At 70.4% G+C, this 4,333-nt stretch carries 5 protein-coding genes; 2 read left to right on the top strand and 3 right to left on the bottom strand.

The features are described from left to right. Together JWR86_RS11810 and JWR86_RS11805 are read left to right on the top strand one after the other, a co-directional pair. Window positions 1-1,077: FHIPEP family type III secretion protein (locus JWR86_RS11810; RefSeq protein ID WP_299565477.1), on the top strand; the 1,077-nt coding region annotated here is incomplete at its 5' end. A gap of 96 nt (window positions 1,078-1,173) precedes the next feature. Further along, window positions 1,174-1,362 carry a hypothetical protein gene (locus JWR86_RS11805; protein WP_299565474.1) on the top strand — a complete coding sequence of 63 codons (189 nt, stop codon included), beginning with the start codon at window positions 1,174-1,176 and terminating at the stop codon, window positions 1,360-1,362. Between the two features lie 96 nt (window positions 1,363-1,458). Here JWR86_RS11805 and trpB read toward each other — a convergent pair whose 3' ends face one another. Genes trpB through JWR86_RS11790 form a run of 3 tightly spaced genes read right to left on the bottom strand, consistent with a single transcriptional unit; the run spans window position 1,459 to window position 4,236 of the window. Then, window positions 1,459-2,637, bottom strand: a complete 1,179-nt coding sequence (gene trpB, locus JWR86_RS11800; protein ID WP_299565482.1) for a tryptophan synthase subunit beta — start codon at window positions 2,635-2,637, stop codon at window positions 1,459-1,461. 50 nt (window positions 2,638-2,687) lie between these two features. Continuing rightward, complete coding sequence (locus tag JWR86_RS11795; RefSeq protein ID WP_299565479.1) at window positions 2,688-3,377, bottom strand: phosphoribosylanthranilate isomerase; 690 nt, start codon at window positions 3,375-3,377, stop codon at window positions 2,688-2,690. 16 nt (window positions 3,378-3,393) lie between these two features. After that, window positions 3,394-4,236, bottom strand: a complete 843-nt coding sequence (locus tag JWR86_RS11790) for an SDR family NAD(P)-dependent oxidoreductase (protein WP_299565471.1) — start codon at window positions 4,234-4,236, stop codon at window positions 3,394-3,396. Window positions 4,237-4,333: the final 97 nt, after the last annotated feature.

Below are 4,333 nucleotides of genomic sequence, written 5' to 3'. Positions count from 1 at the left end.
GCCGCCGCCGCTGGCAGCGCCGCCGCGGCGGCCGCCCAGGCCGAGGAGCCGATCGCCGAGGTGCTCAAGATCGACGACCTGAAGATCGAGATCGGCTACGGCCTCCTGCCCATGGTGAATGGCGGGGGCGAGGACCGGCTCACCGACCAGATCAAGGCGCTACGGCGTCAGCTCGCCGGCGAGCTCGGCTTCGTGATGCCGTCCGTCCGCATCCTGGACAACGTCACCCTGGACGCGAACAGCTACGTGATCCGGGTCAAGGAGGTCGAAGCCGGGCAGGGCCGCATCTATCCCGGCCTGTCCATGGCCATGGACCCGATGGGCGGGCAGGTGCAGCTGCCGGGCCAGCACACGCTGGAGCCGACCTTCGGCCTGCCGGCGACCTGGATCGACGGCGCGCTGGCCGACGAGGCGGCCGTGCGGGGCTACACGGTGGTGGATGCCGCGACCGTGCTGTCGACGCACCTGACCGAGATCATCAAGGGCCACACGGCCGAGCTCCTGTCCCATGTCGAAGTGCAGAAGCTGCTGCGCGAACTGCCCAAGGAGCATGCCGACCTCGTGCGCGAGATCGTGCCGTCACAGATTTCCACCACCGGCATCCAGCGCGTGCTGCAGCTCCTGCTGGGCGAGCGGGTGTCGATCCGCGATCTCGGCACCATCCTGGAAGGGGTCGCCGACGTGGTGGCGGCCTTGAAGAATCCCCGCGACATCGCCGAGCACGTCCGCATGCGGTTGGCCCGCCAGATCTGCGCCCAATACGCGGCAGCCGACGGCCACCTCGCCATCGTGACGCTGTCGCCGGCCTGGGAATCGGCCTTTCTGGATTCCATCGTCGGCCAGGGCGACGAGCGCCACCTGGCGATGCAGCCCTCGCGGCTGACCGATTTCGTGACCGCGGTGCGGGACCGGTTCGAGGACGCCGCCCGAGCCGGCGAAATGCCGGTGCTGGTCACGTCCACCGCCTCGCGGCCCTATGTGCGGTCGATCGTGGAGCGCTTCCGGCGCGAGACACCGGTGCTGGGCCAGGCGGAAATCCACCCGCGGGTCCGGCTCAAGACCGTGGGCAGCATCTGACCGGCGGCTGATTCACCAAAAAAATCGAGAACCGGCCGGAACCAATCCGCCAGCTTGTCGTTCTGCGTGCGTCTGCCCTATCGACCGATTGTGCCCATGTTTGTCTGGACCCTGCTCATCGGCGGCCCGCTCGTGCTGCCGCTTGCGCTCTGGCTCCGGACAGACGTGCCTGAGTTGCTGGCCGAAGCCCTGCTGATGGGCGGCGTCCTGGGCCTGTTTCTCGCCATCTGCGCGACCGAAGCGGTGGGCAGCGACAGCAAGCCTCGGCGGGCCGCGCCCGAATAGCTGCCGCACCCGAGGGGCGCACCCGCTCCCCAACCGGCGGGCCGCGAGCGCGGCCCCGTCCCGTCGGCCTAGCCGGTCGGCCTCGAGGGACGGCCCTCAGCCTGGACGGGCCGCCCGCGCCGCCAGGATCTCGGCGACCTGCGGAATATCCTTGTCGCCCCGGCCCGACACGTTGACCACCATCAGGTGCTCGGCCGGCAGCTTCGGGGCGAGGTCCGCCACCCGGGCCAGCGCATGCGCGGTCTCGAGCGCCGGAATGATGCCCTCGAGCCGGGACAGGAGCTGGAAGGCCTCGAGCGCCTCGTCGTCGGTGGCCGACAGGTAGGTGGCCCTGCCGGTCTCGTGGAGCCAGGCATGTTCGGGCCCGATGCCCGGATAGTCGAGCCCGGCCGAGATCGAATGGGCGTCGGTGATCTGCCCGTCATCGTTCATGAGCAGGTAGGTGCGGTTGCCGTGCAGCACGCCCGGGCGCCCCCCGGTCAGCGAAGCCGCGTGCAGCCCGCCGGCGATGCCGTGCCCGGCCGCCTCGACGCCGTAGATCGCGACCTGCCGGTCGTCCAGGAACGGGTGGAACAGCCCCATGGCGTTGGACCCCCCGCCGATGCAGGCCACCAGCGAATCCGGCAGCCGGCCCTCGGCCGCCATCATCTGCTCGCGGACCTCACGCCCGATCACGGACTGGAAGTCCCGCACCATGGCCGGATAGGGGTGCGGCCCCGCCACCGTGCCGATGCAGTAGAACGTGGTGTCGACATGGGTGACCCAGTCGCGCAGCGCCTCGTTCATGGCGTCCTTGAGCGTGCGGGTGCCGGACTGCACCGGCACCACCTCGGCGCCCAGCATCCGCATGCGGAACACGTTCGGCATCTGCCGCTCGATATCGACCGCGCCCATGTAGACGACGCATTCGAGCCCGAACCGGGCGCAGAGCGTGGCGGTCGCGACGCCGTGCTGCCCGGCCCCGGTCTCGGCGATAATGCGCTTCTTGCCCATGCGCCGGGCCAGCAGGATCTGGCCCGTGACGTTGTTCACCTTGTGCGAGCCGGTGTGGTTCAGCTCGTCCCGCTTCAGGTAGATCTTGGCGCCGCCGAGATGCTCCGTCAGCCGCTCGGCGTAATAGAGCGGCGAGGGACGGCCGACGTAATGCGTCAGGTAGCTGTCCATCTCGGCCTTGAAGGCCGGGTCCGCCTTGGCCTTCTCGTATTCCGCCTCGAGTGCCAGGATGTTGGGCATCAGGGTCTCGGCCACGAAACGGCCCCCGAAGATGCCGAACATGCCCTGCTCGTCGGGCCCGGTCCGGTAGGAATTCGGTGTGTGCGGCGCGTTCACGCGTCTCTCCTGGATGCTGGGGCGAGTGCGAACGCCGCCCGCGCCGCCTCGACGAAGGCGGTGATTAGGGCGGCGTCCTTCTCGCCCGGGCGGGTCTCCACCCCCGACGAGACGTCGACGGCATCGAGCCGCGTCACGGCGATCGCCTCGGCGACATTGGTCGCCGTGAGCCCGCCGGACAGCATGGTCCAGGGCCCGGGGTCAAGCGCCGGGGCGGAGCCGTATCCGTCCAGGATGCGCCAGTCGAAGGTCGCGCCGTGGCCGCCGGGCCGGGTCGCCTGCCGGGGTGGCTTGGCATCGAGCAGCACGCCGTCGACGAGGCCGCGATAGATCGCGATTCGGTCGAGATCGGCCGCCTCGGCGACCCCGATCGCCTTGACCACGGGGCGGCCCGCCACGTGGCCGATCGCCCGCACCCGATCCGGCGTCTCGGCGCCGTGCAGTTGGATCAGATCCGGGTCGAGCGCCTCGAGCGCGGCCTCGAGTTCCTGGTCCGTCGGGTCCACGGCCAGAAGCACGCGCCGGGCGCGCCCGCGCGCCATCGCCGACAGCTCCCGACCGGGCGCGAGTTCGACGTGCCGCGGCGAGGGCGCGAAGCGGACGAAGCCGACCATGTCGGCCCCGGCCGCCAGCGCAGCCTCGAGCGTCTCGGGCGTGGAGAGGCCGCAGATCTTGACGATGGACAGGGGAGCGCTCTCCGGATCACCCCTGCATATAGGTCGCGAAGGCGTCCTTGTAGTCCGGGTGCCAGCGCGACAGGGCCGGCCGGTTCTCGACGATGTCCCCGGTCGACCACAGGATGCGCTTCTCGTCCGTGGGCCGATCGACGTCGTTGTCCGGACACAGGATGTAGAAATCCCCCCGTGCCGCCGAGTCGAGCATGAAGCCGACCGTCTGCTCGGGGGTCCAGGCGGCCGCCGGCTTGTCGGTGGCGCCGGGAGCGCGGGTCATGCCCGTGAAGACATAGCCCGGGATGAGCAGGTGCGCCGTGACCCGGCACCCGTCGCGCCCGCGCAGATCATGCGCCAGCGCCTCGGTGAACACCTTCAGGGCAGCCTTTGACACGTTGTAGGGCGTGTTGCCGGGCGGGGTCGTGATCCCCTGTTTCGAGCCCGTGTTGACGATCAGGGCCGGCCGGTTCGCGGCCAGCATGGCGGGCAGGAAGGCTTTGACGCCGTGGATCACGCCCCAGAGATTGACGTCGATGATGCGGTGCCAGGTCTCGAGCGGGCTCGCGAAGCTGCCGTCGAGACCGATCCCGGCATTGTTCATCAGGACCGCGATGTCACCCGAGCGCTCGGCCACCTCACGGGCCAGCCGCTCCATCTCGCCGGGCTGCGACACGTCCACCGGGGCCGCCACGGCCTGGCCGCCGCCTGCCTTGATGGCGGCCACGGCCTCGTCGAGGGCGGGGCCCGGAAGGTCGGACAGCCACACAGAAAGGCCGAGTTCGGCGAAGCGGTGGGCGGCGGCGCGGCCGATGCCGCTCGCGGCGCCCGTCACAATGGCCGTGCGGCCCGGCGAAAGGGCAGGATGCTGATCCATAGACATGTCCTTGCTGGTCCGAGGCAACGCCTCAGCGGGCAGCTCGGCCGTGCACGGCCCCGGCGACACGGCGCCGCGGTCCAAGCGGGGCAGAAGC

The organism is Enterovirga sp., assembly GCF_028290205.1.
Classification (GTDB): Bacteria; Pseudomonadota; Alphaproteobacteria; order Rhizobiales; family Beijerinckiaceae; genus Enterovirga.
The sequence above is the reverse complement of the archived record's forward strand: the minus strand, read 5'-3'. Positions and strand labels throughout refer to the sequence as shown.